The organism is Alkalicoccus luteus, assembly GCF_052061695.1.
Classification (GTDB): domain Bacteria; phylum Bacillota; class Bacilli; order Bacillales; family Salisediminibacteriaceae; genus Alkalicoccus; species Alkalicoccus luteus.
In genome coordinates, this window is record NZ_JBPZEY010000007.1 from 66,350 (window position 1) to 92,076 (window position 25,727).

The 25,727-nt window shown below is 51.9% G+C and carries 23 protein-coding genes; 10 read left to right on the plus strand and 13 right to left on the minus strand.

The annotated features are described in order from the left end of the window. Positions 1-87: 87 nt before the first annotated feature. The 3 genes from ACSZLD_RS10815 to queF form a co-directional block, all read right to left on the minus strand. Positions 88-786: a DUF429 domain-containing protein gene (locus ACSZLD_RS10815; RefSeq protein WP_444685171.1), complete on the minus strand. Its 699-nt coding sequence runs from the start codon at positions 784-786 to the stop codon at positions 88-90. Then, complete coding sequence (locus ACSZLD_RS10820; RefSeq protein WP_444685172.1) at positions 783-2,303, minus strand: cryptochrome/photolyase family protein; 1,521 nt, start codon at positions 2,301-2,303, stop codon at positions 783-785. The genes ACSZLD_RS10815 and ACSZLD_RS10820 overlap by 4 nt, the downstream gene beginning before the upstream one ends. Positions 2,304-2,975: 672 nt before the next feature. Further along, entirely contained in the window at positions 2,976-3,464 is a 489-nt protein-coding gene (gene queF / locus ACSZLD_RS10825) for a preQ(1) synthase (protein WP_377909061.1), read from the minus strand. 126 nt (positions 3,465-3,590) lie between these two features. Between queF and fdhD the strand changes: the two genes are divergently transcribed. The 3 genes from fdhD (at position 3,591) to ACSZLD_RS10840 (ending at position 7,541) form a co-directional block, all read left to right on the plus strand. Continuing rightward, on the plus strand, positions 3,591-4,391 hold the full coding sequence (fdhD, locus tag ACSZLD_RS10830) for a formate dehydrogenase accessory sulfurtransferase FdhD (protein ID WP_377909062.1): 801 nt from the start codon (positions 3,591-3,593) through the stop codon (positions 4,389-4,391). 232 nt (positions 4,392-4,623) lie between these two features. Then, on the plus strand, positions 4,624-5,808 hold the full coding sequence (locus tag ACSZLD_RS10835) for a class I SAM-dependent rRNA methyltransferase (RefSeq protein ID WP_444685173.1): 1,185 nt from the start codon (positions 4,624-4,626) through the stop codon (positions 5,806-5,808). Positions 5,809-5,897: 89 nt separating this feature from the next. Continuing rightward, positions 5,898-7,541 carry a glutamine--tRNA ligase/YqeY domain fusion protein gene (locus tag ACSZLD_RS10840; RefSeq protein WP_444685174.1) on the plus strand — a complete coding sequence of 548 codons (1,644 nt, stop codon included), beginning with the start codon at positions 5,898-5,900 and terminating at the stop codon, positions 7,539-7,541. 174 nt (positions 7,542-7,715) lie between these two features. Here ACSZLD_RS10840 and ACSZLD_RS10845 read toward each other — a convergent pair whose 3' ends face one another. From ACSZLD_RS10845 to ACSZLD_RS10860, 4 genes are all read right to left on the minus strand, one after another. Further along, positions 7,716-8,381, minus strand: coding sequence for a type 1 glutamine amidotransferase domain-containing protein (locus tag ACSZLD_RS10845; protein WP_377909064.1), 666 nt, complete (start codon positions 8,379-8,381; stop codon positions 7,716-7,718). 65 nt (positions 8,382-8,446) lie between these two features. Next, a complete protein-coding gene (locus tag ACSZLD_RS10850; protein ID WP_444685175.1) occupies positions 8,447-9,148 on the minus strand; it encodes an aspartate/glutamate racemase family protein in 702 nt (233 codons plus the stop codon). Continuing rightward, positions 9,135-9,482, minus strand: a complete 348-nt coding sequence (locus ACSZLD_RS10855; protein WP_444685176.1) for a PilZ domain-containing protein — start codon at positions 9,480-9,482, stop codon at positions 9,135-9,137. The genes ACSZLD_RS10850 and ACSZLD_RS10855 overlap by 14 nt, the downstream gene beginning before the upstream one ends. A 17-nt stretch (positions 9,483-9,499) precedes the next feature. Further along, positions 9,500-10,678, minus strand: coding sequence for a M20 family metallopeptidase (locus ACSZLD_RS10860; RefSeq protein ID WP_444685177.1), 1,179 nt, complete (start codon positions 10,676-10,678; stop codon positions 9,500-9,502). Positions 10,679-10,826: 148 nt separating this feature from the next. Here ACSZLD_RS10860 and ACSZLD_RS10865 point away from each other — a divergent pair, with 148 nt between their 5' ends. The 5 genes from ACSZLD_RS10865 (at position 10,827) to ACSZLD_RS10885 (ending at position 15,598) form a co-directional block, all read left to right on the plus strand. After that, the gene (locus ACSZLD_RS10865) at positions 10,827-12,284 is read left to right on the plus strand and encodes a circularly permuted type 2 ATP-grasp protein (protein ID WP_444685178.1); all 1,458 of its coding nucleotides are present in this window, start codon (positions 10,827-10,829) and stop codon (positions 12,282-12,284) included. Continuing rightward, the gene (locus ACSZLD_RS10870) at positions 12,277-13,224 is read left to right on the plus strand and encodes an alpha-E domain-containing protein (RefSeq protein WP_444685179.1); all 948 of its coding nucleotides are present in this window, start codon (positions 12,277-12,279) and stop codon (positions 13,222-13,224) included. Before ACSZLD_RS10865 ends, ACSZLD_RS10870 begins: the two co-directional genes overlap by 8 nt. 27 nt (positions 13,225-13,251) lie before the next feature. Next, positions 13,252-14,106, plus strand: a complete 855-nt coding sequence (locus tag ACSZLD_RS10875) for a transglutaminase family protein (RefSeq protein WP_377909070.1) — start codon at positions 13,252-13,254, stop codon at positions 14,104-14,106. 147 nt (positions 14,107-14,253) lie between these two features. Beyond that, complete coding sequence (coaA, locus tag ACSZLD_RS10880) at positions 14,254-15,201, plus strand: type I pantothenate kinase (protein ID WP_377909163.1); 948 nt, start codon at positions 14,254-14,256, stop codon at positions 15,199-15,201. 16 nt (positions 15,202-15,217) lie between these two features. Then, the gene (locus ACSZLD_RS10885) at positions 15,218-15,598 is read left to right on the plus strand and encodes a RidA family protein (protein WP_444685180.1); all 381 of its coding nucleotides are present in this window, start codon (positions 15,218-15,220) and stop codon (positions 15,596-15,598) included. Positions 15,599-16,314: 716 nt separating this feature from the next. Here the strand turns inward: ACSZLD_RS10885 and ACSZLD_RS10890 are convergent. From ACSZLD_RS10890 to ACSZLD_RS10900, 3 genes are all read right to left on the minus strand, one after another. Then, positions 16,315-17,664 carry a YjiH family protein gene (locus ACSZLD_RS10890; RefSeq protein ID WP_377909072.1) on the minus strand — a complete coding sequence of 450 codons (1,350 nt, stop codon included), beginning with the start codon at positions 17,662-17,664 and terminating at the stop codon, positions 16,315-16,317. 183 nt (positions 17,665-17,847) lie between these two features. Beyond that, a complete protein-coding gene (locus ACSZLD_RS10895) occupies positions 17,848-19,194 on the minus strand; it encodes an alanine/glycine:cation symporter family protein (protein ID WP_444685236.1) in 1,347 nt (448 codons plus the stop codon). A 291-nt stretch (positions 19,195-19,485) separates the two neighbouring features. After that, positions 19,486-20,715, minus strand: coding sequence for an aminopeptidase (locus tag ACSZLD_RS10900; protein WP_377909073.1), 1,230 nt, complete (start codon positions 20,713-20,715; stop codon positions 19,486-19,488). Between the two features lie 347 nt (positions 20,716-21,062). Here ACSZLD_RS10900 and ACSZLD_RS10905 point away from each other — a divergent pair, with 347 nt between their 5' ends. After that, positions 21,063-22,931 (plus strand): LTA synthase family protein, encoded by a 1,869-nt coding sequence (locus tag ACSZLD_RS10905; RefSeq protein WP_444685181.1) that lies wholly within the window; start codon positions 21,063-21,065, stop codon positions 22,929-22,931. Between the two features lie 72 nt (positions 22,932-23,003). Continuing rightward, positions 23,004-23,501: a hypothetical protein gene (locus tag ACSZLD_RS10910; protein WP_377909075.1), complete on the plus strand. Its 498-nt coding sequence runs from the start codon at positions 23,004-23,006 to the stop codon at positions 23,499-23,501. 76 nt (positions 23,502-23,577) lie between these two features. On the opposite strand, the gene bshB2 is transcribed toward ACSZLD_RS10910, so the two are convergent. From bshB2 to ACSZLD_RS10925, 3 genes are read right to left on the minus strand one after another with little or no spacing between them, the layout of a single operon-like run. After that, positions 23,578-24,231: a bacillithiol biosynthesis deacetylase BshB2 gene (gene bshB2 / locus ACSZLD_RS10915; RefSeq protein ID WP_444685182.1), complete on the minus strand. Its 654-nt coding sequence runs from the start codon at positions 24,229-24,231 to the stop codon at positions 23,578-23,580. 39 nt (positions 24,232-24,270) lie between these two features. Continuing rightward, positions 24,271-24,621 (minus strand): YojF family protein, encoded by a 351-nt coding sequence (locus ACSZLD_RS10920; protein ID WP_444685183.1) that lies wholly within the window; start codon positions 24,619-24,621, stop codon positions 24,271-24,273. After that, positions 24,608-25,552 carry an ATP-grasp domain-containing protein gene (locus ACSZLD_RS10925; RefSeq protein ID WP_444685184.1) on the minus strand — a complete coding sequence of 315 codons (945 nt, stop codon included), beginning with the start codon at positions 25,550-25,552 and terminating at the stop codon, positions 24,608-24,610. The genes ACSZLD_RS10920 and ACSZLD_RS10925 overlap by 14 nt, the downstream gene beginning before the upstream one ends. Positions 25,553-25,727 lie beyond the last annotated feature (175 nt).

Consider the following 25,727-nt stretch of genomic DNA (forward strand, 5'->3'; position numbering starts at 1 on the left):
GGAGAGGTACCGCGGACTTTCCGGGTCCTATACGATGCAAGCTGATAGAAGGGGCTGCTCCGGGATTGACCGCGGAGCAGCCCCTTCTTATGCACGGAGTCGTACAAGCATCATATTCATTGGCTGGCCGAGCCTGTCGTGAAGCGGTTCAGGGTCAAGCGGCTCCCGGATTAAGGCGGGGTGGGATGCACAAAGTGCCAGCACGGCTGCATCGAGCAGGTCATCTGTGGCAAAGGCAGACCGCGGGTACTGCCGGAGCGTGTCGGAAACAAAGCGACGTACGCCGGGATCGAGCGTTTCAAGCAGCGTAAGCCGCTCTTCGCGGCCTTCGGGCTGCTTTTTTTTGGACAATACGGGACCTTCATTCAGGCAGGCAAATAACAGCTCCGGATGGGCCTCGGTTAAAGCGAGAATGTTTGCAGCTTCTCGAGCTTCGGCGATTTTCGGCAGGATAAACCAGCCCTGCTTCTGCAGTCCGGAGCCGGTCAGCTCTTTATGAAGCACGTTCGCTTCAGGGTAGGAAGCTGCTTCCAGCACTTCCTCAGCCGGCACCGGAAACACGGTTGAACCTCGGCCGGGAAGCCGTTTTCGAGCCAGCTGTTCTGTTCGGCGCGGATAGCTGCCGGCGGAAGGGAGCCCGATCGGAATATCGATCCAGATGGCCCCGTAGGCCCCTGCTGCCAGCTGACTCAGCTGGGGCAGCAGAAAAGCGCCGGTGAGCCGGCCGTTCTTTGAGGTCACTGCAATCCAGCCCTGGCGGCATCCGTCCAGTCCGGCTGCAATCAAAGCGTTCCCTCCTCCATCCGCTTCATGTTCAGCTTGACGGTGTCCTTCTGCTGCTTCGTATCCTCTTCACTGCGATTGTCTACGTGCTTGTAAATCATGCCCATGCGCTGGTTGCTGCGGAACCTGTCTTCGTGCCGTTCAAGAAAGTCCCAGTAGAGCGCATGGAACGGGCAGGCGTCTTCGCCGTATTTTTCTTTCACGCTGTAGCGGCAGTCACCGCAGTAGCGGCTCATCTTCTGGATGTAGTTTCCGCTCGACACGTACGGTTTAGTCGACATCAGGCCGCCGTCCGCGTAAAGCGCCATACCCAGCACGTTCGGAAGTACAACCCAGTCGTGCGCATCCACATACATTTCATTGAACCAGTCGGACACCTGCTTTGGCTCAATACCGGCCAGATTTGCAAAGTTGCCGAGCACCATCAGCCGTTGAATGTGATGACTGTAGCCGTGATGCACGACCGCGCTGGTGCATTCCTTTAAGCAGTTCATCTCGGTGTCTGCCGTCCAGTAAAAGTCGGGCAGGTCGCGCTTGTGGTTCAGCTCGTTTGTATTCTCATAGTCCGGCATTTTCCGGATGTAAATGCCGCGGATATACTCTCTCCAGCCGATAATCTGACGGATAAAGCCTTCGACAGCATTAAGCGGAGCCTGCTCATCGTGATACGCCTGCTCCGCTCTGCGTACAACATCGAGCGGGTCCAGCAGCGCATTGTTGATGGAAGTCGAGAGCAGCGAGTGGGCCATAAACGGATCTCCCGGAATCATCGCGTCCTGATAATCACCGAACAGCTCGAGGCGGTTTTTCATAAAATCCTCTGAAAAAGCCTCAGCGGCATCGGCTGTAACCGGATAATGAAAGGTCTCCAGTGTGCCGTACGTGTCAGGAAAGTTTTTTTCGACCTCTTGTATCACGTCTTTTGTGATTTGATCCGGTTTTGGCCAGTCAGGGTTCGGAAATTCCATTTCTTTTTTCGGCTTTTTGCGGTTGTCGGCATCGTAGCTCCACTTACCGCCAATTGGTTTTTTCTGCTTCGTCAGCAGCACATCCATGTCTTTGCGGAATTTGCGGTACAGCTTGTCCATCTGCCAGTTTTCATTGTCTGGAAGAAGCGATTCCCATTCATCGCGTCCGATTAAAAATCCACCTTCCTCCGTCGTATGCACGTCCGTATCTTTCTGCGCCTTCACCCATTTCCGAACGTCCTGCAGCCGATGGTAGTCGGTTGGTTCATGCAGGTAAAGCTCGTTTGGACGATACTGATTGACGTGCATGTCGAGCCCTTCTGAGAACGTATCGGCCGTTCGGTAATCCACTTTGTAGCCTTTCTTTTCGAGCTCCTCTTTAAAATGGCGCATAATCGAAAAAATGAGGACGAGTTTTTGCTTGTGATACCCTTTCCACAATTTTTTTGAATGCTCCTCAACGAGCAGCACCGTATCCTCTTCTTTATCAAACGACTCGAACCAGGGCTGCCGGAGCGAGCACTGATGACCCATCAGCCAAAGCGTTGCCAACATAACCGCCTCCTTCTCCTTTCTCCATACCCCATCCATCCCTCTGCAATCCGTTCATTGATATATGTAAACGAAAGACTCATCGCAAATGACAGCACAAGGTCCTGAATCAGCAGTAGAGGAGACAACAAAAAAAGCCGCTCAAGAGGCGGCTTCAGAGTGTTGATAACGTCATTTCAGGTGAATAACCTTGCATCTGCGGATACTCATTTTCCGGAGGGAATGGGCTCGGCTTTCACCTCGTTCTGATCCTCCTTTAGTCGAGGTCCTTCGATTTGGCAGCTGGCAGTCCGTTTGAAACGCCTGGTGATGATGCAAACGAGCTTGTTCCATATGGATGGAACCTTTATATAGGCAACGCTTCGATGTCGAATAGGGATGCCAGTGCTTCAAATATTCACCAAAAAAGCAAAAGAGCTGCAGCGTCTAGCGATCGGGACGTTTTTTTCCATTAAACAAACCCGTTTTCCCGTCGTATCCGGCGGGGACGCCTGTGGAATAAGCGCAGCCTGAAGATCCTTTCTCAGGGGTTTCCCCTGAGAAATAGCTGAAGGCAAGCCCACGGCAAGCTTCCGCCGGTAAGCAAAGGGGAAATACAATCAATTGAATAAATATATAAGCTGATTGACTTTCTCAACAGCCTGAAGCCGCCCAGCAGGCGGCTTCAGATGGCTATCGGTGGTCGATGGTTTCCGGGTACATGTCGTGGTTCATCATGCGGTGCTCGGCCATTTTTTCATATTTCGTGCCGGGCTTGCCGTAGTTCGTGTACGGGTCGATGGAAATGCCGCCGCGCGGCGTGAATTTACCCCAGACTTCAATGTAACGGGGGTCCATCAGCTTGACGAGGTCGTTTAAAATCGTATTCATGCAGTCCTCATGAAAGTCGCCGTGGTTGCGGAAGCTGAACAAATACAGCTTGAGCGATTTGCTTTCCACCATGCGCTCATCCGGAATGTAGCTGATATAAACGGTTGCAAAGTCCGGCTGGCCGGTTTTCGGACAGAGGCTTGTGAACTCCGGACAGTTAAATTTAACAAAATAATCGCGGTACGTGTGGCGGTTCTCAAATGCCTCCAGAATGTCCGGATCATAATCCATTTTGTAATCAACGTTTGTATTGCCGAGCAGCTCGACTTCTTCATCGCGGCTGTGTGCCATGCGTATCGTTCCTTTCCTGTCTGTCGTTTCGTTGTTTATCTTACATCGTCTGCGCCAATTTTGCCACCCAAACCCGTCCGGTGCTACAATGAAAGCACATACATAATCAGGAGAGGGGCGGACGGCATGAAAGAAACAGCTTCGGAAAACGTAAGCGGCACACGATTGATTCACACATACGAAGGCGGCGGATGGACCGAGCAGGAGGACGACATTGCGCTCGAAGCGCCGGTGACGATTCACGTAAATGGCGACGAATTTGCCACACTGCTTTGTACTCCTTCTTATATGGAAGACATGGTTTACGGCTTTCTTTTGTCAGAAGGCGTGATCCGTTCGGCAGATGACGTGACGCGGCTTGATATTTCGGAGGAAAAGGGCATCGTGCACGCCGATGTAAAAGAAATGCTGCCGCTTGACCGTCTCGGGGTGTCGAAGCGGGTCATCGGCTCCTGCTGCGGAAAGAGCAGGCAGTTTTACTTTGAAAACGACCGTCGAACGGCTAAAACGGTTTCCAGCCCGGTGCGGATTCGCCCCGAGCAGATCATCCGCCTGATGAAGGAAATGCAGGAAGGATCTGCAGACTTTCACGCTACCGGAGGCCTGCACAACGTTGGATTGGCAACGGCAGACGAACTGCTCGTCACCCGATCCGACATCGGCCGGCACAACGGACTCGACAAGCTGTTCGGCTACAGCGTCCGACACCGTATCAGCTTAAAGGATAAAGTGATTGTGTTCAGCGGCAGGCTTTCCTCTGAAGTGCTGCTCAAGGTGTCTAAAATTGGGGCTGGTGTTGTCCTCTCCAAGTCGGCTCCGACCTCGCTCGCCCTGGATCTGGCAGATGATCTCGGCATTACGGCAGTCGGCTTTATCCGCCGGGACCGGTTCAACGTGTACACGCATCCAGAGCGGATTGACGGCTGACCGCAGTTGCGAAGCCGCCTGAAATATGGTAGCGTTAGAGCATTCGAACCGATGGAGAGATGCCGTATGGTAACCGTCCGCTCCGTGCATGTCCAACAGCAGAAGTAGCTCTGCCTGAACCGCTGTCAAAAGCTGGATCAGGGAGGGCTTACACGTATGTAACCGCAGACGCTGGACCATGTGCATGGGAGCCGTGCGGTTTTTTTGTGTTCGTAAAGAGAGGATGGGTACCATGGAAGAAAGACGACTGACCGCCCTGCCGGAAACGGTAGAGCAGTATCAGGCCGGGTTTCCGCTGCTGACAGAAGAAGCGGTCGGGAACCGGACTGATTTAGAAGAAGGAGAGCTGTTCACGCTGGAGGCGCCGGACGGAGATTTTCTCGGACGAGGCTATATCGGCAAGCAGAATAAAGGCATCGGCTGGATTCTGACGAAAAAGGAAAACGAACAGATTGATGAACAGTTCATTTCCAAAAAGCTGATGATGGCGATCAGCCGGCGGGGAAACCTGCTTGCCTCAGAAGAAACGACCGCATTTCGGGTCTTTAACGGAGAAGGAGACGGATTCGGCGGTATTCTGATTGACTACTACGCAGGCTACTACGTGCTGCAGTTCTACAGCCAGGGAGCATACTCCTTCCGCCAGCAGTTTATCGATATTTTGACGCAGACGATGGACCCTGCCGGTATCTATGAGAAAAAGCGCTTTTCCGATGATCAGGAAAAGCAGCAGAGCGACTTTGTCAGCGGCAATGAAGCACCGGCACCGCTTCCTATTAAGGAAAACGGCATGAACTTTGCCGTCTACCTGGACGATGGGGCGATGACAGGCATATTTCTCGATCAGCGTGACGTAAGAAAAACGCTGCGGGATGAATGGGCTGCAGGCAGCACAGTTCTGAATACGTTCAGTTACACCGGAGCATTTTCAACAGCGGCGGCTCTCGGAGGAGCTGTTTCAACCGTAAGCGTAGACGCTGCAAACCGCAGCCGTGAGAAAACCGCGGAGCAGTTCCGCCTGAACGAAATCGACATGGACAGCCAGACGATTCTCGTAGATGACGTGTTCAGCTGGTTCCGCAAGGCGGCTTCCCGCCAGCAAACGTATGATATCGTCGTCCTCGACCCGCCGAGCTTTGCCAGGACGAAGCAGACGATGTTCCGTGCCGCCAAGGATTACGGGCGTCTGGTAGAGGATGCGCTTGAACTGATGGAGCCGGGATCGCTGCTGATTGCGTCTACGAACCATGCAGGACTGCCAAGGTGGCGCTTCCGCCGTCAAGTTGAACAGGCCTTCAAAGCGAAGGACCGCCGCTTCCGAATGGAAAAGCAGTTTTCGCTGCCGGAGGATTTTCTTGTTAATGCCGATTATCCAGAGGGAGACTACCTGAAGGTTCTTGCAATGAGAGTGCTGTAGCATGCAGGCTGGATCGTGACAGGATAAAAAAACACAGCGTCCGGCAGCAACGCCTGCCGGAATGACAGATGAAGAAAGGTGATGGAACCGTGAGCGAAACACACACTCATTTTATTAAGCATATTGTGTCAAAAGACATGGAAGAGGGCGCGTACGATGAAATTGTAACGCGCTTTCCGCCGGAGCCGAACGGCTATCTGCACATTGGCCACGCTAAGTCGATTGTCTTAAACTTTGAGCTCGCTGATGAATTCGGGGGCCGTACGAACCTTCGCTTTGATGACACGAATCCGCTGAAGGAAGACGTGGAATACGTTAAGGCCATTAAAGAAGATATTGACTGGCTCGGCTACGAACCGGAGGAAATCCGCTTTGCATCGGACTATTTTGAGGAGATGTATAAACAGGCGGTTCATTTGATCAAACAGGGACTGGCATACGTCGAGGATCTGTCTCAGGACGAGATCCGCGATATGCGCGGAACGCTGACTGAGCCGGGCAAGGAAAGTCCATCCCGCTCCCGCAGTGTAGAAGAGAACCTGGATCTGTTTGAGAAGATGCGCGCAGGAGAATTCGCGGACGGAGAAAAGGTGCTTCGCGCGAAAATCGATATGAGCTCGCCGAACATCAACCTGCGTGATCCGGTTATTTACCGTATTTCTCACACGACGCATCACAATACCGGGGAGACGTGGTGCATTTACCCAATGTATTCGTTCGCCCATCCGCTTGAGGATGCGATCGAAGGCGTCACACATTCGATATGTACGCTGGAGTTTGAAGACCAGCGACCGCTGTATGACTGGGTGGTTGCACATGCGGAAAACTTGTCGGAGCCGAAGCAGATTGAATTTGCGCGGCTGAACCTGACCAATACGGTCATGAGCAAGCGGAAGCTGAAACAGCTCGTTGATGAAAACATTGTAGACGGCTGGGACGACCCACGGATGCCGACAATTTCCGGCCTGCGCCGCCGCGGTTTTACACCGGAATCAATCAAACAGTTCTGTCGTGAGATTGGCGTAGCGAAGGCGGACAACCTCGTAGATTTCCGCATGCTGGAGCATTTTCTGCGCGAGGATTTAAAGCTGAAGGCGCCGCGCACGATGGCCGTGCTCGATCCGATTAAAGTTGTCATTACCAACTATCCGGAAGGACAGGTGGAATGGCTTCCGGCAGACATCAATCCGGAAAATGAAGACATGGGTATGCGTGAAATTCCGTTTTCCCGTGAAATCTACATCGAGCGGGAAGATTTCATGGAAGACCCGCCGAAAAAGTATTTCCGTCTCTATCCAGGCAACGAAGTACGGATCAAGCACGCCTATTTCATTAAGTGCGAGGACGTCATCAAAGACGAGAACGGCCGCATCACCGAGCTTCACTGCACGTACGATCCGGAAACAAAAAGCGGGTCCGGCTTTAATGCCCGCAAAGTAAAAGGCACGCTGCATTATGTCGAAGCAACACGCGCCGTGCCGGCAGAGTTCCGACTTTACGAGCCGCTCATTGGCGATGAAGCCGGCGGCGACTTCATGGAGCACGTCAATGAAGACTCTGTACAGATTCACCGTGGATTTGTCGAGCCGAACATGGCAGATGTACAAGGGAATGACAAATTCCAGTTTTTCCGCCACGGCTACTTCAACGTTGATCCAAAGGAAAGCCGGAAAGACCATCTGGTATTCAATCGGATCGTAAGCCTGAAAAGCTCGTTTAAGCTAAACGGATAAGTGAAAGCAGCCTCTTTAACGGGGCTGCTTTTTTTCCTAGGCGCAGCGGTGCTTTGGCACCAAGCGTTGCAGGTGAACATCAGCACAGCGCGGGGCACGTACGTTAACAGCACAGGTTCTTCATCCCGCTAAAAAAGATCAAAAAAAGGCTGCCGCAGCAGCCTTTCAAACGGTTTAGCGATTTTCGACAGCATCGATGACTTTACGGGCAACGCTCTCACTCGACATTGGATTCTGTCCGGTTACGAGGTTTCCGTCGCGGATGGAAAAGTCCGTCCACTTGTCCCCGCCTTCAAACTGCGCTCCTTTTTCACGAAGCGTAGACTCAAGCAGGAACGGCACGGCGCCTTCGAGACCCATATCGCGCTCTTCCTCGTCCGTAAAGGCATTGACGCGGCGGCCTTTTACGAGCGGGGTACCGTCGGAAAGCGTCACGTGAACGAGCGCTGTCGGTCCGTGGCAGACGGAACCGATTACGCGGTCCTGTTCAGCGTGCTCCCGCAGAATGCGCTGCAGCAGCAGGTTATCCGGAAAATCGAACACGGTACCGTGGCCGCCTGGGAGGTAGACCGCATCGTAGCCGGCGGAAACGTCTTCCTCAGACAGCTTGTCCGTGTTTGTCAGAATAGACTGGGCCTCCTGCCACTCAAGATTCTCTTCTTCCGGCAGACTGTTCGGATCAAGCGGAACCTGTCCGCCGTCGATGCTTTTCACCGTTACATCATATCCTTGTTTTACAAAAGCAGCGTAAGGAGCTGCATATTCTTCCAGCCATAGTCCGGTATCATTTCCGGCAATTTTGTCTGAGCTTGTGACAACGATCAATACTTTTTTACCCAAATCGAAAACCTCCTTGCAGATTAGCCTCGTGGACTCTACTGGCTGATTCCCGCAAACAGGAGATGTTAAACGCCGGAGACTGCTTCTTGAAACAGCCGGTCAACGTGAGCCTGAACAGTTGATACGAACGGCAGAATATCGCTTTTTGCCGCAAGTTCCAGTTCCGTGCAGCCTAGCAGCATGCTCGTACAGCCGGCGTCGCGCCCGTGGCGCGCGCACCGTTCGACGAGCGCCTCGGTATCGGCGGTGACGATGCCGGACGTAAGCTCGCTGAATATCTTTTTATGCAAGTCCTGCTGCAGCGGTGCAGGCAGATAAATGGGTTCAATCCCTCTGTCCCGAAGCGCTTGGTCGTAGAGACGGTGATCGACAGTGAAGGAGGTGCCGAGAACAAGAATCCGCGAGGCAGACACCGCTGCAGCCGCAGCTTCTGTGATCGACATCACAGGAATAGACACAGCCTGTTCCACGTCGCGGATCCGAAGATGCACCGTGTTGGAAAGAATACCGATAAACCGGGCGCCGCTCTGCTCCAGCCGGACAGCAGAATCCGCGAGCATGCGGCCGACGGCATCCCAGTCACCGTCATGCTGATATGTCGTTACCTCATGAAAAGGGAGCGAATCAATCAGGCAGGGAAGGGATACGCCGCTGCCGAACGTCTGCTGAGTCTGTTTCTGCAGCAGCCGGTAGTACATAGCGGTCGTTTCCCAGCTCATTCCGCCGATCAAGCCTGCTTTTCGCAGCATCCGTTCAGGCTTTTGCATAAGCCTTCAGCGCCTTGACGACGGCGTTGCCGTCTGTCGTTTCGTCAAAATCAACTCCGTAGATGTATTCGCCAAGCTCCTTTCGCTTCCAGACAACTTGTCCAATTGGTTGAAGCTCGGTATCTGCGATCGTAAAGGTAAAGGCGAGCATCGTTTCGTCAGGCAGATCAAGCGGTGTGCGAAGGCGCAGTCCGCCTGCACTCAAGTTCAGCAGCACGCCTTTTCCAGGCTTTGACTGCAGCGTCTTCCCCTTGATTCCGCTTATAAAAAAGCTCGTATCGTGCGGTACGCGGAACGCGTACCGGAATGGTTCCTGTCGTTTAAACGGACTCATGCTCATTCCTCCCCGGGTTAACGTATCGAAAAGGTTTGCCGGAATTCCCGCCTGATATCCTGGACGAGCTGCTCATGCGTCAGCAGCTCCAGACCGGTCAACGCAAGTGCTTTGGCACCGATGATCATGCCGTTAAACCCTTCCCGGCTGAGCGCGGCGTCCCGAAACTCCTCGGTGTGGGGAGTCAGCGGCCTGGACGTGATTTGCACGTATGGATGGATGGCAGGGCAGCGCTGGCTGACATTCCCCATATCGAGGGAGCCGCTGCCGTTATCCTCTTCAAAGATGACATCGGGTTTTATGCCGAGTTCCTGAAGCTGTTTCGTAAAAAGGCCGGACAATGTTTCGTTCGTCTGCATGTCGTCATACGAGTATTCGTAGTTTTGAATTTCGAGCTTAGCTCCAGTGGCAAGCGAAGCAGCACGCGCAGCCTCTTTCACCCGCTCAGAAACAGGGTTTAAGGTGCTTCTCGTGGCAGCGCGCACATAAAACTGAGCCGAAGCAAACTCCGGTACGACATTGGCCGCCTCTCCTCCGTTTGGGATAATCCCATGAATGCGGACATCGTCTGTTACGTGCTGACGCATCGCATTTAAGCTGTGGAACAGCTGCAGCACCGCGTCGAGCGCATTGATTCCTTCTTCAGGAGCCGCGGCTGCGTGAGCCGGCCGTCCATAAAACGAGAACTCCAGAGCATCCATCGCAAGCGAGGTACCGCTTTTCACATAGTCGGAAGACGGGTGAGCCATCATCGCGGCATCGAGATGATCGAACATGCCTGCATCGGCCATCGTAACTTTTGCGCCGTTCGTTTCTTCAGCAGGCGTACCGTATACGTAAATGGTGCCGCCAGTTTCGTCGACGACCTGGGCGAGGGCCATGGCGGCCGCCGCACTCTGCGTGCCGATCAGGTTATGGCCGCAGGCATGTCCGATGCCGGGAAGTGCGTCATATTCACACATAAATCCGATCGACGGGCCGGAGCGGTGGGAGTGGTACACTGCCTCAAACGCCGTCTCCGGCTGCCCGGAAAGCTCCCGCTTCACGTGAAATCCAGCCTCCTCAAGCAGGTCGGTAAGCGCTACTTTGGCTTTGTATTCCTGGTTGCCAAGCTCCGGGTTCGTGCCAATATACTGGCTGATATCGTAAAACAGCCCTTTGCTGCTGTCCAGATAGCGTACAATTGTGTCTTTCATGAGGAATCCCCTCTCTATTGCGTTCTTGTCCCTACTTTACCCTATGTCCTTTCAGGCGACAACTGACGGCATTTATTAGCAGGAAAAGCCGCACAGACGTCGAATAAGTAAAAATATGAATTTTCAAAAAATACCTGGAGGCGAGCTTATGCTGAAAAATTATCCGGCCGATGGATATTATGATGAGATGGTAGAAGCGGCGGGCAAAGTCAGACCGCACTACGAGAAGTTCAGACGGATTTTAGAAGAGCACGCACTGGATGAACTGAATGAGAAACACGAAACGGCACAGCTCAGCTTCCTGAGACAAGGCATTACGTTTACGGTTTACCATGAGGAAGGCGGGACGGAACGGACGATGCCGTTTGATCTCGTGCCGATTATCATTGATCACAGCGAATGGCAGAACATTGAAGCCGGGATTAAACAGCGGGTCACAGCGCTTAACTATTTTTTAGAAGATATTTACAACGAAAACCGGATTGTGGAAGACGGAATTATTCCAAAGGATCTGATTAAGCAGAATCAGTACTACTTTGAAAAACAGGCGTCGGGACTTTCCCTTCCGCACAAAAATCATATTTTTCTTGCGGGAATTGATTTAATCCGGGACGGAGAAGGCACGTACCGGGTGTTAGAGGATAACCTGCGCAACCCGTCCGGACTGTCGTACGTGTTTCAAAACCGGTTCGTCATGCGGAAGGTGTTTCCCGAGTTTTTCTTTGAGCACGCTATTCGGACGCTGGAGCACCAAATGTCACACCTGCATAAGGCACTGCTCGCGCACGTTCCGGAAAATTCACCGAACAAAGCGAATCCGCAGGCTGTTCTTTTAACACCGGGCATGTACAACTCGGCCTACTATGACCACGTGTTTCTCGCCCAGCAGATGGGGATCGAGCTCGTAGAAGGACAGGACCTGCTCGTCAAAGACGACGTCGTGTATATGAAAACTGTCCGCGGACTGAAGCGTGTGGACATTATTTACAGACGGATTGACGATGATTATCTCGATCCGGAGGCGTTCGATCCGGAATCTGCTTTAGGAGTTCCCGGGCTGATGCGCGCGGTTAAATGGGGCAACGCAGCGGTCGTTAACGCGGTCGGCAACGGCGTGGCGGATGACAAAGCCATGTATGCATACGTACCGGAAATGATCCGCTACTATATGGGAGAAGAGCCGCTCATACCAAACGTGGACACGTACTTCCTGAGCGATCCGAAAGTGCGGGAAGATGTGCTTGGACGCCTGGAAGAGCTCGTCATTAAAAACGTAGGGGCTTCAGGCGGCTATGACATGCTGATCGGGCCGCAGTCGACAGCGCGCGACCGGGAAATCTTCCGCGAAAAGATTCTTGAAAATCCGCATCAGTATATCGCCCAGCCGACGATCCAGCTCTCGCGCGCGCCGGCCTTCCAGCAGGGACGCTTTTATCCGTGCCATGTGGACCTGCGGGTGTTTGCTGTCGGCAGCGATCATATTCACGTCCTGCCAGGGGGACTGTCCCGGGTCGCGCTTAAAGAAGGCTCCCTCGTCGTCAACTCGTCACAGGGAGGCGGCGGCAAGGATACGTGGGTGCTGAAAGGAGAGGAAGTCCATGCTTAGCAGAGTTGCGTCCAGCTTGTTCTGGATGGCCAGAAACGTCGAGCGCGCAGAAAGCAATGCACGTGTTCTTGAAGCGAGGCTGATTAATGCACTGGAGACACAGGAATATGGTAAGGTATCTCTGAGTGACTGGGAGGCAGTTGTCGAAATTTGCGCATCCAAGGTTGATTACGAGGCTAAAGGAGGCACCTTTACAACAAAGGAAGCTGCTTCGTACATTTCCTTGGCGCCCGAAAACATCAACTCGATCCGCAATTGTCTGGAGAATGCGCGCTTTAATGCGAGGGCGGTACGCGACCATATCCCGGAAGATTTCTGGTACGTGCTGAATGAGCACTATCTGTCCTTCCGCGGGGAACCGTTTACCGACTGGAACATGCGCCGCATTCAGACCTTCCTGCAGGACACGCAGCGGCTTTCCTTTACGCTGCAGGGAATTATCGAATCCTCCATGCTTCGGGAAGAGGCCTACCAGTTCATCAAAATAGGCAAATGGTTGGAACGAAGTGAAAAAACAGCACGCGTGCTGAACGTGATGTGTGAGAAAACGAAAGAGGCAGAGCAGGAAGCGAACGCCAATTACTACTACTGGCTGAGTGCGCTTCAGTTTTTAAATGGCTACAGCGCTTATCTGAAGCGGTTCCCGCCGACGATGGATCCGGAGTATGTCATTCCGTTTCTGATCTCCTACGAGCAGTTTCCGCGTTCGATTGAATACTGCATGGAGCACGTCAGAGAAACCATTATGAAACTCGAAGGGGGCCAAGTGTCCCATTACTCAGAGGATCTGTTCAAATCGCTTGATCATGTAAGCAGCGAATTTATGAAAATTAAATTTCAGCGGCTTTCCAACGAGGAAACGGGTCAGTTTCTGGACCGCTTTCAAAACGATTTAAACCGGATCAGCTCTGTTTTCTCAAGCACGTACTACTTCGTCTAACGTCAGCCGTACCAGAGGTGGTAACACGTGAAATATAAAATAGAACATACCAATGAATTCCGCTACGAATCCTCCGTTGATCAAAGCTTAAACCGGATCCGGCTGAAGCCGCGCACCGACGAGTGCCAGCGGCTTCTTTCCTACTATCCGGAGATCACCCCGGTGTCGCTCACGAAAGAGCATACGGACATATGGGGAAACAACGTCGAGACCTTTTTTATAGCTGAGCCGCATCACGAGCTGCACATTAAAACGACGTCTTATGTGAGCATTCAGAAAAGCCCGTTTATCCGCGTCATTCCTTATACGGATGAAATGAAGGCGATCTATCATTCTGATTTGTTCCATAAGCATTACCTTGCGTACCTTGCGGAAACAGATTATACCTACGTGCCGGATGAACAGCTGCAGGAAATGTGGAACGTGACCGGCTCCAACGGCAACCCGGTGCAGTATGCGCTGGATGTGATGAAATATATGCACGAAACGATCACGTACGACCCGGAAGCGACTGAAGTCCACACGAAGGCTCACGAGGCATTTGCTTTGAAGCGGGGAGTCTGCCAGGACTTTACCAATATTATGCTCGGGGCGCTCCGATCCCGGAAAATTCCAGCCCGCTACGTCAGCGGCTATTTATATGTCGGCGAAAATTCGGCGCTGGTCGGCGACGCAGCGACCCACGCCTGGGTAGAAATGATGGTGCCGGGGATCGGCTGGGTCGGTCTCGATCCGACGAACAATGTCGAGGCGCTGGAGCAGCATATCCGCGTCGGTGTCGGACGGGACTACAACGATACGAGTCCAGTCGAGGGAGTGTACCGGGGCGGGTCGCATACGCTTGACGTGAAAGTAGCCGTTCAGCTCCTGGAGCAGAACTAAGGTCCTCTTTCTGTGTACGGCACTGGATATTTCGCTGGTGGAAAGATATAATCAGGAAAGCGGTTCCAGCTGCGGAGCGGGTAGTCAGGCAGCTGGAGATGTGAGAAAATATGCCGTACACCATTTTTGAATGAGGGATGGAACATGATGATGGATGTGAAGGACAACATAACGCCGTTTACGACGTTCTCCAGAACGGAATGGGCGGCACTGCGTGAATCATACCCAATGGAAGTAACGCCGGAGGAGCTGGAGCGGCTGAAGGGTGTCAACGACGTGCTGAACATGGATGAGGTCGCTGACATTTACCTGCCGCTGACCAGGCTGCTGCACCTCCATGCGATCGCTTCGCAGGAGCTGTACCGGAGCCGTTCGGTGTTCCTGCAAAAGCAGGAAAAGAAAGTGCCTTATATTATCGGCATTGCCGGAAGCGTTGCTGTCGGAAAAAGCACGCTGGCACGTGTTCTTCACACTCTGCTGTCCAGATGGGAGGATCACCCGCGGGTGGATCTTGTCACGACGGACGGATTTCTGTATCCCAACGCTACGCTGGAAAAGCGCGGCATAATGAATAAAAAAGGCTTTCCGGAAAGCTACGATGTCCAGAAGCTGCTCGCGTTTTTATCGGACTTGAAGTCTGGTAAAGCGCAGGTCGAGGCACCGGTTTACTCCCACATTACGTATGACGTAAAGAAGGACGAAAAACAAATTGTCAAGCAGCCGGATATTGTGATTATCGAAGGAATCAACGTCCTGCAGCCGCCGCGTCCGGTCAGTCAGGAGGATGAAGTGGCCGTTTCCGACTACTTCGATTTCTCTATCTACGTGGATGCCGATGAAACAGACATTTTCCGCTGGTACGTCGAACGGTTTAAGAAGCTTCGGGAAACGGCATTCCGCAATCCGGCTTCCTATTTCAGGCGTTATGCTGATTTGAACGACGAGGAGGCATATACGTTTGCCAAAGATATTTGGGACAGAATCAATCATCCCAATTTGACCGAAAATATTCAGCCGACGAGGCACAGGGCAGACCTGATTCTTCGAAAAGGAGAGCATCACCTCGTTAACCAAATCAAAATGAGAAAGATATAGCAGGGAGGCGTCAAACATGCAAAAAAACATTATTCATACGAATCTCGCTCCGGAAGCGATTGGCCCGTATTCCCAGGCGGTCGAAGTAGACGGAGTCATTTATACGTCCGGCCAGATTGGCCTTAATCCGGAAACCGGCGAGCTGGTTGAAGGAGTGGAGGACCAGGCGCACCAGGTTATGAAAAACGTCTCTGCTGTGCTTGAAGCAGCCGGAGCCGATACGTCCACTATCATCAAAGCGCTTATTTTTCTGCAGAACATGGACGATTTTACTGTCGTCAATGAGATTTACGCTTCGTACCTGCAGGAGCCGTATCCGGCCCGAAGCGCTGTAGAAATTTCCAGAATGCCAAAAGGAGCGCTTGTAGAGGTTGAAGTCATCGCCAAAAAAGCATAGCCGATGGTAAAAGCTCCCAGGTCTCGCAGACCTGGGAGCTTTTAGACTGTGGATTAAGTCTTTCAACTTACATGTTTATTCGTTTAGTTATATTTTCCCTGTGCTTACCTAGCCTGCAGTGGGCTGATCTTCAGCTATTTCTCAGGGTGACCCCTGTTCAAAAGGGAGAATGGCGCGGATTCACTCGGACCCAGGCTTCTTATAAAGAAGCCTTCTAGAGCCAGTCCGGCTCCGCTCGTGCGTTGAAACCGTTCGCAGATCTGAACGGCACGGGATCTTCAGACTGTTTGTTGCGACTCCGCCGGACACATCGGGAAAACGGCTCTGCTTATTGGGGAACAACGTCACAATAGGCAACCGCGACTACTTTTTTTCGTTTATCATGCATTCGATGAAGGATTGGCATCCCTATTTAACATCGAAACGTCTCTTCCGGAAGGTTCTATCTGTATGGAAGCCGATCGTGCCTTCATAACCAGCACATGAAACGCACTGCCAGCTGCCGACATCGAAGGTCCTCGACTCCTGGAGGATCAGAACGAGGCGAAGATCCAGCGCTTTCGACAGCAGGAGAAAGCGGTTAGCTGAGCCCGTTCCCTCCGGAAAGCGAGGGTCCGCATATACAGGCAGGTGTAAGGTTATTCACCTAAAATGACTTTATCAATACTCTGAAGCTCCCAGGTCTCGCAGACCTGGGAGCTTTTTCTGAGTCGTTATTAAAAGATAAGGTGGGCGATGAGCACCACGACCGGGAGCGAAATAAGCGTACGCTCCAGAAAAATAATAACGAGGTCGCGGAAATTGACCGGAATTTTTGATCCAAGCAGCACGCCGCCGACTTCTGACAGAAAGATCAGCTGGGTTACGGAGACACAGGCAATAATGAAGCGCGTCATGTCGCTCTCGATGCCGGAAGCGAAAATAGCCGGCAAAAACATATCGGCAAAGCCGACAACAAGCGTCGCTCCGGCTTCGGCTGCTTCCGGCACCTGCATCAGCTGCAGCAGCGGCACAAACGGCGCGCCGAGCCACGTAAACAACGGCGTGTTTTCAGCGAGAATAGTCGCGATGGTCCCGAACGCCATTATGATCGGCGCGACCGCGATCCACATGTCGAGAACGGTTCGCCCGCCCTGCGCGAAAAAGGCGGCAGGACTGCTGTTTTTCGCGGCGCGTTTAGAAGCCATATCAAACCCGAATCGAACGAGACCGAACGACTGGCCGCGGTATTCCTGCGGCAGTGTTTCATCGAGCTTTTCCGTAGCTTCATCGATATAGCTGTTCGATTTCCACGAGAGCGGCGGGATACGCGGCATGATCAGAGCGGTGACGAGACCAGCTGCAATCACCGTTCCGTAAAACTCAAAAAACATATGCTGAAGCCCGACTTCCTCAATGACGACGAGCGCAAAGGTGATGGAAACGACAGAAAAAGTCGTCCCGATGACCGCCGCTTCACGCTGGGAGTAATAGCCTTCCTGGTACTGTTTGTCGGTCAGAATGACACCGATCGTCCCGTCTCCGAGCCAGGACGTTAACGAGTCGATAGAGGAGCGTCCGGGCAGCGTAAACAGCGGACGCATGATCTTCGTCATCAAGCCGCCGAAAAACTCCAGCAGTCCGAAGTTTAATAAAAGCGGCAGGAACAGACCGGCGAACAGAAAGATCGTAAACAGCGTCGGGAGCAGGTCTCCGAACAGAAGGCCGCCCGTAAATTCACTCCATACCATCTCAGGCCCGATTTGAAAATACGTCATGACAACAAACACAGAAGCAAGAAAACGTACGGTAAACCAGAACCAGGAAACATCAAACAGCCGCTGTAAGAATGCATGTTTATCCATTGCCTGCGGCCGCACTGTTTTAATGATGAGCGAGCCGATAAAGCTTATCAGAATGACGAGAACGATTAAGACCGGCAGCACGTTTCCAAGCAGATCACGCAGCCCGGACGATAATATGGCGATCGGAATCGTAAAGCCTTCATCTGTCGGGATCGGTGTCATAAACAGCAGCACCCCGATCAGGGAAAATACAATAAATTTAAGAGGGGAGTATCCTTTCATGATGAACCCCATCCTTTCCAATTAGCATCTTCATTCACAAGAACTAATTCTAATAGATGAAAACCGGAAAATCAATTATAAATATACGATTATAATGAATGAATTTGCGTTTTTTCATCTTCAGGCTAACAGGATGAAAAAAGCCGCCTCCCAGTTAAAATAAGGAGACGGCCGGTGTACGCGTTATTTACGTGCAAGATCACGTTCTTTTTCTTCGCGCGCCACTTTAAGGAATTTATTCGTTTCTGCCACAACAACCCCTGTCAGACCGAGCAGGCCGATCAAGTTCGGAATCGCCATCAGCCCATTCATCACGTCAGCGATGCCCCAGACGAGGTCAAGCTCGGCAACGGCCCCGACGAAGATGGCAGCCACGAAGGCAGCACGGTAATACGGAACTGCTTTGTCGCTGAACAGGTAGCTGAAGCACTTCTCTCCATAATAGGCCCAGCCAAGAATGGTAGAGAAGGCAAAGAATACAATACCGATGGCAACGATGACACCGCCTGCTCCTCCGAGGAAGAGGTCAAAGGATGCGGATGTTAAGGCAGCACCTTCCGGACCGCCGATGTACATGTCACCCATGACAATGACGATACCAGTGATCGAACAAACGATGATCGTATCAATGAACACTTGCGTCATCGAAACGAGTGCCTGACGTCCAGGATAATCGGTACGCGCAGCAGCGGCTGCGATCGGAGCAGAACCGAGACCGGCTTCGTTCGAGAACACGCCTCGTGCGACACCCCAGCGGATGACAGCACCGATCGCACCGCCGGCTACAGCCTGCCCGGTGAAGGCATCGGTAAAGATATAAGCCACAGCACCAGGAACAAGCTCCCAGTTTAAAATCATAATAATGAGTCCTGCGAGTACATAAAAAAGAGCCATGAACGGAACGATAAATGCGGTTGCACGTCCGATCGCGCGGATGCCGCCAAGAATAACAAGTCCGGCGAGTACCGTCAGTATAAGGCCGGTAACAGTCGCATTGACGTTAAATGTTTCCGTGAGCGCTCCGGCAACGGAATTGGACTGTACCATGTTTCCGATCCCGAATGCGGCGATTGCCCCAAACAGGGCAAACAGTACGGCCAGCCATTTCAGGCCGAGCCCTTTCTCAATATAGTACATCGGACCGCCGGAAAACTGTCCTTTTGAGTTCTTCTCCCGGTATTTAACCGCGAGAATGGCTTCTGCATACTTTGTCGCCATCCCGAACAGGGCACTTAGCCACATCCAGAAAACAGCACCAGGTCCCCCGAGCACGACCGCTGTTGCGACACCGGCGATGTTACCTGTACCGATCGTCGCCGCGAGGGCGGTCGTCAATGCTTCGAAGTGACTGATATCCCCTTCTGATTTTTTATCCTGCTTACTAGGGCTGAAGGCGAGCTTCAGACCGTAAAACAACGTGCGGAACTGTAGAAATCCAAGCCGTATTGTTAAGTAAAGCCCTGTTCCGACAATAAGAATTAACGTCGGAATCCCCCAGACGACATCACTGATGGCGCCGATTACATCCATAAGCCAGTCCTGCAATGAAAACTACCCCCTTTAATATGTAAGTAGTTTCATTATATTCCGAAAACTTAGAATAAAAAAGCAATATTTTCAAAAATGTGAAAAAATCCGACAACTTTTTTCATGCGGACAAAGAGGGACAGGGCAAAACGAGAGACCGCCAGCGTGTTTTCATCAGAAGATGAATCTGCCGCTCAGGAAAAAAGATCCTATATTGACAGAATAGTTCGGCAGGCGATAGCAAAACGATCCGCCCAGTTTTCCGGGCGGATCGTCGTATCGTGCTGCTGCCGGCTATGCCCACTCACCGTTTCGAAAAACCGGTTTTACCGTACCGTCAGCTTTGATGCCGTCGATGTTCATGTCGCCTGATCCGATCATGAAATCAACGTGGGTGATGCTCGTATTGAGGCCGGCATGCTTCAGCTCATCGCTGCTCATGTCAGCTCCGCCTTCTACGCAAGTGGAGTAGGCGCTGCCGAGCGCTATATGATTGGATGCGTTCTCGTCATAAAGCGTATTGTAAAACAAAATACCGCTTTGAGAAATGGGGGAGCTGTGCGGAACGAGTGCCACTTCACCGAGACGTGCAGCGCCGTCATCGGTATCAAGCAGATCTTTCAGCGTTTCTTCGCCCTTTTCTGCAGAGAAATCAACCACTTTTCCATCTTTGAACGTCAGCGAAAAGCCGTCAATGATGTTGCCGCCGTAGTTGAGGGGCTTCGTGTTGCGCACCGTTCCGTTGACACCATCTGCTTTTGGTGCGGTAAACACTTCCTCGGTCGGCATGTTCGCGATGAAGTGCACACCGTCCTTGTTCGGGCCGCCTCCGCCGATCCAGATATGCTGTTCCGGAAGTTCAATTGTGAGATCCGTGCCCGGCCCCGTATAGTGGAGACGATCGAATTTTTCCCCTGTAAGCTCCTTCGCTTTCGTTTGCAGCTTCTCGTCGTGTTCTTTCCAGGCTTGAACCGGATCAGCTTCATTGATGCGCACAGCTTCAAACATCGCCTCCCACAGCTTCTGCTCCTGCTCTTCTGCTGGAGCTTCCGGGAAGACCTTTGCTGCCCACGCTGGTGAAGGAGCAGAGATCACAAGCCAGCTGACTTTGTCAGACTGAATATACGTGCGGAACGTATTCATCGCCTGTCCGGACGCCTTGTTAGCAGCTGCGACTTTGCGGCTGTCGACACCTTGAAGCAGGTCTGGATCGGTTGATTTGATGGTCATAAAAGCTGCGCCGTTTTCTGCAAGCTCCTCAAAGCCGCGCGCCTTCCACGCTGGAAATTCATGGAACGCTTCCAAGGGAGCCTTGTCGTACTTCAGCCGCGTTAATCGATCGTCGTTCCATTCCACATGGACGTGCTTAGCACCCGCCTCATAGGCTTTGTCTGCAACCAGATGAACGAAGTCCGCTGCGCTCACCGGTGCATTCACGACGAGCGTCTGATCCTGTTGAATATTCACACCAGCCTTTACGGCCAGTTCTGCGTACTTATCGAGCTTTTTTGCAAATGCTGTCATAGATGTACACCCTTTCCCCTCCATTGATGCTGCCGGCGGATTCAACACCGGTCAGATAAAAATACTCCCTCTGAAAGTATACCAGTCCGTGCCGGAAATTTGTACGTACTGGAGCGGAATCCTTCGGGAATGGAAATGATAAGATTATGAGCGAGTGATAAAGGGAATTATATACTGGTACCAGCGATGTCAAAAAACGTGTAAATAGACCGGGTATATTGGCTTATTGAAGACTTGTTCAGTAAAATAAAAGCAACTACGCTGTTTGCAGTGAACAGTCATCTTCACGCGCATGAGCTGTCATCTGAGAGTGGTTGCCTGTGATTTCATAGAAAGGAAGAGACGGGATGCTTGATTTTATGAACCGACACCGCTTTATGTTTTTGTGCTTAGGCATCCTCTGGATTAAAACTGTTACGGTGTCCTTTCTGACCTTTAATTTGGTCATGGCGCACTGGCTGGAAGCGATTATTTTCGTTATTAATCCGCTTGCATTCCTTCTCATCGTCTTTAGCCTGGGCCTGCTTTTGAAGCCGAAATGGCAGCGGGGCTACTTTTTTACGCTCAGTCTGCTGTTGACGGTCGTCCTCTACAGCAACACCGTGTACTATCGGGAGTTTGCGGATTTGATTACGCTGCCGATGCTGGTGATGGGCGGGAATGCAGGAGATTTAACGACGAGCGTGTTCGAGCTCATCCAATGGTGGGACATCATCTTCTTTCTTGATTTGATTTTAATCGGCTGGATTATGGTGAAAAAACCGGATCCAATTCCGGTAGAACGTGCTCCGATGAAGCACGAGAAGGCAAAATATGCCATCATTGCAGTTGTTGCCGTGCTCATCATCGGACTCGGCCGCGTCGATTTCGCTGAAGCGGAAACCCCTGCACATTCCTTCGACCGCCAGAGCCTGATTAAGAGTCTTGGCATATACAATTTTTACTTTTACGATGCGTATCTCCACTTCACCACCGGTGCTCAGCCGGATCTTGCAGAACAAGATGATCTGGATGCGATTGAGGAGCATTTGGAGCGTTACCATACGGACCCGAATGCAGATTTTTTTGCCGCAGCAGAAGGGATGAACGTTGTCGTGATTTCGCTGGAATCGGTTGAAACACAGGCGATCGAGCTGACGATCGATGGTGAAGAAGTGACCCCGTTTTTAAATGAGCTGATCGAAGAGAGCTTTTATTTTGAGAACGTTTACGACCAGGCAGGACAGGGGAAGACGTCCGACGCGGAATGGATGATGAATAACTCCATGTATCCGCTGGGCCGCGGTGCTGTTTTCCACACCCATCCGGAAATTGAGAGCAGGCCTCTGCCGCGTGCGCTCGGGGAAGAATCCTATACGAATATGGTGTTTCACGCCAATACGGATACATTTTACAATCGGGATGTCGTCTATCCGCATCTTGGTTATGACGAGTATTTCCATTTGGATTATTTTGACGTGACAGATGAGAATTCTGTCGGCTGGGGCCTGAAGGATATTCCGTTTTTCGAGCAGTCGATGGCGTACCTGGCAGAAGAGCCGGAACCGTTTTATGCGACGTTCCTGACGCTGACGAATCACTTTCCGTATGAGCTTGATCCGGAAGACACATTTATTGATCCGCTTGATACAGACAGTGATATCGTAAACCGGTATTATCCAACCGTGCGCTATACAGATGAGGCAGTCCGCCATTTCATGAACCGTATGGAAGAAGAGGGGCTCCACGAAAATACGATGTATGTCATGTATGGAGATCACTACGGCATTGCTGAAAGTCACTACGAGGAGCTTGGTCCTGTCCTTGGAAAAGAGATTGATGATTATGAAGCAGTGAAGCTGGACCGCGTGCCATTTTTAATTCACATTCCGGGAATGGAAGAGGAAGCACAGCGATTCGATACAGTGGGCGGCCATATCGATATGATGCCGACCGTTCTCAATCTGCTCGGGATGTCCCAGGATAACCACGTTATGTTTGGCACAGATCTTATGGCAGAAGAACGCGATGATTTTGCCGTATTACGAAATGGGACAGTTATTACCGATGAGGTCATTTTTGTAAACGAACAGTGCTTTCATGCAGAAGACGGAGAGCTGATTGAAACGGAAAACTGTGTAGAAGCAGCGGCACGCGGGGAAGAGGAGCTTCTCTATTCCGACGAAATTATTTACGGTGACCTGCTCCGGTTTTTTGATGAAGAGGAACTGCAGTAAATAACAGGTTTGAACTTGGATAAAACAGGGAATACGTAATTATTCTATTGCGTTACCTGGAGGTGAACATTCATGGTCCAACACGGTAATCCGTTTATCGGCCGCTATTTACGCTATGCTGTTTTACTGCTTGTTTTTGGACTCTTTTTACCAATTACCTTTTTCTCGGCAGATCCACTGTTTGCTGTGTTAAGCATCACGATCGCGCTGCTCTTTACAGTCGGGGTTGATGTTATGATGTATCAGATCGTTCGTTATAAGGCGAATACAGTGCTGAAAGAGGACATTCAAGCGTCGGTGCCGGCAGTCTTGACGCGATCCGATTGGAGAGGAAGGCTGATTTTCACCGAAAACTATATTGTTTTCGTTCCATACTTTCATAAGATCACGTTCGCCCGCCGCTGGCAAAAGGTATTTGCGTTTGATATGGAAGGCGGCTACCTCGAGCTTCTTTATACGAAGAGCAAGCAGCGCCGCGTGATACACTTTATCGTCGCTTCCCCGTATAAAGTGCGGGAAGAGCTCGCAGGACGTACAAAAGAAGAGCGCGTTGCCGTCGACGTGCAGTAAAAAAAGCAGCCTGGATGGGCTGCTTTTTGTTTGCTGTTTTATATTGGAACGATCGTTTTTATCAGCGCAGCGCGGTCTAAACTGGATAGCGCCAGAAGCGTTCGGTTACGAGCATTTCTTCCATTTCCGTATCGTGCCTGCTTTTGACGGCTTCAATCAGTCCGGCCGTCTGTGAGGCGTGAGCCTCAATCACCTGAAGTTTTTTATCCCGGTAGGCGCTCACGTCTGTAAGGACGTCCGGTGCGCCAAGGTCCTCTTCGGTCCCGTCAGCAAACGCAATGGTGTGAACATCCGGCCGCTCTTCCTCCGGGAGCGCTCGGACAGCGCGAATCACCGCTTCGCCCGTGGCATCATGATCCGGATGGACCGCGTAGCCGGGATAAAAGGTAATGATCCGTTCCGGAGCGACCTCCTGAATGACATCGCTGAAGCGGGAAGCGAGCGCGTCGAGGTCCGTGAACTCAATCGTTTTATCCCGCATGCCAAAGCGGCGCAGGTCCCGGATACCGAGCAGCTCAGATGCCCGGTCCAGCTCATGCCTGCGGATGTCCGGCAGTGTTTCCCGGTTCGCCATCACGGGACGTCCCATGTTTCGGCCCATCTCACCAAGCGTGAGACAGACGTAGGTGACGGTTCCTCCGGCTTCGACGTGTTTCAAGATAGTTCCTGCCACACCGAACGCTTCGTCGTCCGGATGCGGAAATATAACAAGCAGTGGCTTCTTACTCATTGTCAGCGCTCCTTTCGCCCGGATATTGCCCGGGCAGCATTATTTCGGGAAAGGGCTGCGGCTTAGTTCAAGCGCTGCAGCGAGTCTTCCTTCCTCATCGTGACCGGCGAAAAGCAGCCGGTTTTCTTCGTCTTTTTCCCAATCGGTCAGTCCTTCTGCATAGAGCCAGCCGATATCTGTTTCAAGCCCGATTCGGTAGGGGCCGTTCCCGGCAATCTTGCCGATTTCAAACGTCAGCTGAACATTCCGAATAAAAGCGCCGGCAGAAAGCATTCCTTTTTCACGGTGGCTCGCATACGCGCCGTTTGTTGTCTCAAGGTGAACATAGACAGGCTCTCCCCGCAGCTGATCGAGCTCTGCCTGTACGAGTGCTGGATTAATAGCTTTCAATGCCTGCTCCTTTCGCCGCGTTGACAAGTGTACGGGCGATTTCCTTCATTCCCGACGTACCGTAGCGGACTTCCGCCTCGCGGTTGTAGTTTGTGTTTGTATTAACGTCATACGTGTAGGTGGTGCCATCCCGGTCGGTCATTTGTTCGATGCCGGCGAAGGCAATGTCGTTCGCTTGTAAAAACGCCTCGTATTTCGGAATGAGCGGGCTGTCAAAATGCTCGATGATCTCGAATGACGGAGAAGCTGATGCTGCATCGGTCGGACAGTAGCTTTCCTCGAGGCTGCACGCATCTGCCGGGCACAGTTCAAAGCTGCCGCCGGTATCGACCTTCACTGCGTACAGGAATTTTCCATTGACGAATTCGCAGCGTACGATGCTGCTGTCTGGTGAGTCGATATACTGCTGCAGAAGCATCACGCCATCAACGGACGGATCGACTGTTCCGGTTTCCAGAGCGGCAGCGAGGGCATCCACAGAGTCAAATCGCTGGACGCCAAGTCCTTTGCCTGCACGGTTATGCTTTGTAATGAATGGCACAGGCATCGAAGCAGCCGACTGAAGGAGGGCATCGTCACCCACTGCGGCTGTCGTTTTTGGAACGCGGATGCCGTGTGTTTCCAGCGAGGCATACTGTGCCGCTTTGCTCAACTCCAAATAAAGAGCACGGCTTCCATTCAGCACTGTTCGGCCGTGCTGCTCCAGCCAGTTGAGAACAGCAGCTGTCAGTTCAGGGGCATAGCGGTGCCCGCGGGTGTGAGAGGAGGCACTCATCCGATTATAAAACACGCCTTCCGGCGGTGCTTCGTGCATCGGGACATGACCTTCATGCATGTGCCAGGCTTCGTAGTCGGCCCCCAGTCGATCAAGTTCTTCCAGAAGCGGAGCGGTCCATTCGTCATTCTCGTGAAGAATATAAATATCAGCCAATCGGTCTCATCCTTTCCAAAGTCATCTTTCATCATTGTATCAGGAACAGAGGCATTTTCAATTCTGCAAGCCCCCGGAGTCCGTTCTGCAAATTAACACTTGCCAAACTATCAGAAATATAAGACAATAAGCATGGTTATAAATGCTTAATAAGAATCATTTATTTGAGTAAATA

Coding starts and splice junctions, on each gene's coding strand:
- queF (WP_377909061.1), bottom strand. CDS start 3,464: ATGGCACACAGCCGCGATGAAGAAGTCGAGCTGCTCGGCAATACAAAC.
- fdhD (WP_377909062.1), top strand. CDS start 3,591: ATGAAAGAAACAGCTTCGGAAAACGTAAGCGGCACACGATTGATTCAC.
- ACSZLD_RS10835 (WP_444685173.1), top strand. CDS start 4,624: ATGGAAGAAAGACGACTGACCGCCCTGCCGGAAACGGTAGAGCAGTAT.
- ACSZLD_RS10850 (WP_444685175.1), bottom strand. CDS start 9,148: ATGCAAAAGCCTGAACGGATGCTGCGAAAAGCAGGCTTGATCGGCGGA.
- ACSZLD_RS10855 (WP_444685176.1), bottom strand. CDS start 9,482: ATGAGTCCGTTTAAACGACAGGAACCATTCCGGTACGCGTTCCGCGTA.
- ACSZLD_RS10860 (WP_444685177.1), bottom strand. CDS start 10,678: ATGAAAGACACAATTGTACGCTATCTGGACAGCAGCAAAGGGCTGTTT.
- ACSZLD_RS10865 (WP_444685178.1), top strand. CDS start 10,827: ATGCTGAAAAATTATCCGGCCGATGGATATTATGATGAGATGGTAGAA.
- ACSZLD_RS10870 (WP_444685179.1), top strand. CDS start 12,277: ATGCTTAGCAGAGTTGCGTCCAGCTTGTTCTGGATGGCCAGAAACGTC.
- coaA (WP_377909163.1), top strand. CDS start 14,254: ATGATGGATGTGAAGGACAACATAACGCCGTTTACGACGTTCTCCAGA.
- ACSZLD_RS10885 (WP_444685180.1), top strand. CDS start 15,218: ATGCAAAAAAACATTATTCATACGAATCTCGCTCCGGAAGCGATTGGC.
- ACSZLD_RS10890 (WP_377909072.1), bottom strand. CDS start 17,664: ATGAAAGGATACTCCCCTCTTAAATTTATTGTATTTTCCCTGATCGGG.
- ACSZLD_RS10895 (WP_444685236.1), bottom strand. CDS start 19,194: ATGGATGTAATCGGCGCCATCAGTGATGTCGTCTGGGGGATTCCGACG.
- ACSZLD_RS10900 (WP_377909073.1), bottom strand. CDS start 20,715: ATGACAGCATTTGCAAAAAAGCTCGATAAGTACGCAGAACTGGCCGTA.
- ACSZLD_RS10905 (WP_444685181.1), top strand. CDS start 21,063: ATGCTTGATTTTATGAACCGACACCGCTTTATGTTTTTGTGCTTAGGC.
- ACSZLD_RS10910 (WP_377909075.1), top strand. CDS start 23,004: ATGGTCCAACACGGTAATCCGTTTATCGGCCGCTATTTACGCTATGCT.
- bshB2 (WP_444685182.1), bottom strand. CDS start 24,231: ATGAGTAAGAAGCCACTGCTTGTTATATTTCCGCATCCGGACGACGAA.